Source organism: Pseudanabaena biceps PCC 7429 (assembly GCF_000332215.1).
Classification (GTDB): Bacteria; Cyanobacteriota; Cyanobacteriia; order Pseudanabaenales; family Pseudanabaenaceae; genus Pseudanabaena; species Pseudanabaena biceps.
Genome location: NZ_ALWB01000380.1, coordinates 1 through 2,247, shown reverse-complemented (window position 1 = coordinate 2,247; position 2,247 = coordinate 1). Strand labels below are relative to the sequence as shown.

Sequence of the window (2,247 nt, the reverse complement as noted above, 5' to 3'; positions counted from 1 at the left end):
ACTTATCTCAGTACAATTAAAACCCAGAGCTAAAACCTGCGGCGTACGCTGCGCGTGCGCCGCAGGTTTTAGGGTTTTATATTTAATTAAGCCCACTTACTTAGAGCTGATTAATATCTCTAAATTCCAAGGTTTGTACTACAATCTGTTATGCAAACATACAGGTGCTTTCATATTTACCCGATAGCATGATGATTGTGACCTACGAGCTATTAGAAGATGCTTGTTGTAAGGTATGTTGGCTGCTATTTAAATGCGAGGAGTGACGGACTGAATTATGCGAATTTCTTCCAGTTGGTTGACGCTTGGTGCGAGTTTATCGCTTCTGATTCCAGCTTGGACAGCCAATGCTCAAGAATTTAATCTACCTCTGCGTCCTTTCACTAAGGTCGTTTTAGAGCCTGACACCACTGTTAATACCTCTAATAGCACTGCTAATATTTCTCGTATTGCCACCTCGGAAGAGGTGGCACCCCAGTCGGTGATTATTGACGAAGCACAATCTGAATCGGCAAATAAATCGGCAAATAAATCGACCAGTAATTTGACCAGTGATTCTACCAGTAATTCGACCATTACCCAGAAAGCATCTCAAGATCCTGCCATGCCTCAGGTAGCGATCGCTACATTAGCTAAAGTCAATAATCAAGATTCACCTAAGCTGCTTTCTAACACTAATCTTTCTAACACTAATACAAATATCGTTCAAGATAGCCAGCGATCGCAACCTCAAAAAGTCAGTTCTTCCACGGAACCTGCCAGAATTGATCCCAATTCTACGGTTTATGAATCTGGCAAACTTGACCCTGCGCAGACCCTAGTTGTTCCCACCACCCCCAGTCAAGTTAAGTTAGACCTTACCAAACCAGTCACCCTCGCCGAACTTTTGGAGTTAGTTGAAAGATCTAGCCCCGATTGGATTCAAGCAAAAATTGCCGTAGATCGCGCCCGTGCTGGATTGAGAGCTGCCGAAGCTGGACGTTCGCCCACTGTTTCCGCATCATCGAGGTATACCTATGGAAACACGGTCTTCTCGCCGCCAACTGTCACAAATTCCACCACAAATTCCACCACAAACACCTCTACTACCCATGCGCTCACGGGTACTCTAGGCATTAGCTACAACATTTTTGATTCAGGTGTGAATGACAATACTATTGCTGCGGCTGAAAACAGCTTACGCGTTGCGGAAGCATCACTCAATCAAGTCAATCAGACAATTCGGTTGAATATCGTAACAGCCTATTACAGCCTCCAGAATGCCGATGAAACGATCCGCATCCAACGCAAAGCCGTTGAAAATGCCGAGCGAAGCCTGAAGGACACCAAATCCAGAGAGCGGGCAGGGGTTGGGACAAAGTTTGATGTCCTACAGTCTGAGGTTTCCCTTGCCAATGCCAAGCAAGACTTGCTCAATGCCGAGGCTTCCCAATTAGTAGCCAGACGAGAATTATCGCGACAGATCAACTATCCACCGACCATTGAGATTACTGCTGCCGATAAAATTGCTCCTGTCGCAGCGTGGAAATTGTCCTTAGAAGAATCGATCTTACTAGCAGTCCGCAATCGTTCTGAACTTGACATTCGCAAGTTAGAGCGTGAAGTTGCTCGTAATAATGCCAATGCCACCTTATCAAGATTAGGTCCACAGGTTAGCGTATTTACTAACTTTGATGCCTCTACTTCCTTTGTTAACAATGGCAGTGCTAGTGCGGACTACCAAGTTGGTTTGTCGTTAAGCTGGACGCTCTTTGATGGTGGTAAAGCTGCCGCGCAAGTAGATCAATACAAAGCTGATCAAGCCACAGCTGAGAGTAAGTTCGAGCAAGCCGCTCGTCAGGCTCGTTATGATGTGGAGTCAGCCTACATCAATCAGCGATCGCGTTTTCAACAGATTGACACGGCAACTAAAGCCGTTCAACAGGCAGAGGAAGCGCTACGTCTTGCGCGTTTGCGCCTTGATGCTGGAGTTGGAACCCAACTTGAGGTCATCTCCGCTGAGTCAGATCTCACTCGTGCCGATGTTAACCGTGTTCAAGCAATCATTGGCTATAACCAATCCCGAGCCAATCTTGAAAGAGCAATCAATGGTATATAGGTAGCCGATCGCAATTAAAAATCAGAGTCAAAAGCTATGGCGATCGCCATAGCTTTGTTAGTTTTGCGACTAGCTACTTCCCATTTTATAGCTATCGCCACACAACCCCAAATATAAGTGGAAGTGGCGGCGCTTCGCGCCGCCACTTC

1 protein-coding gene is annotated in these 2,247 nt (G+C 46.1%); it reads left to right on the top strand.

Going from position 1 to position 2,247, the window contains the following annotated elements:
* The first annotated feature begins 277 nt into the window (after positions 1-277).
* On the top strand, positions 278-2,098 hold the full coding sequence (locus PSE7429_RS22500) for a TolC family protein (RefSeq protein WP_009629699.1): 1,821 nt from the start codon (positions 278-280) through the stop codon (positions 2,096-2,098).
* Positions 2,099-2,247: the final 149 nt, after the last annotated feature.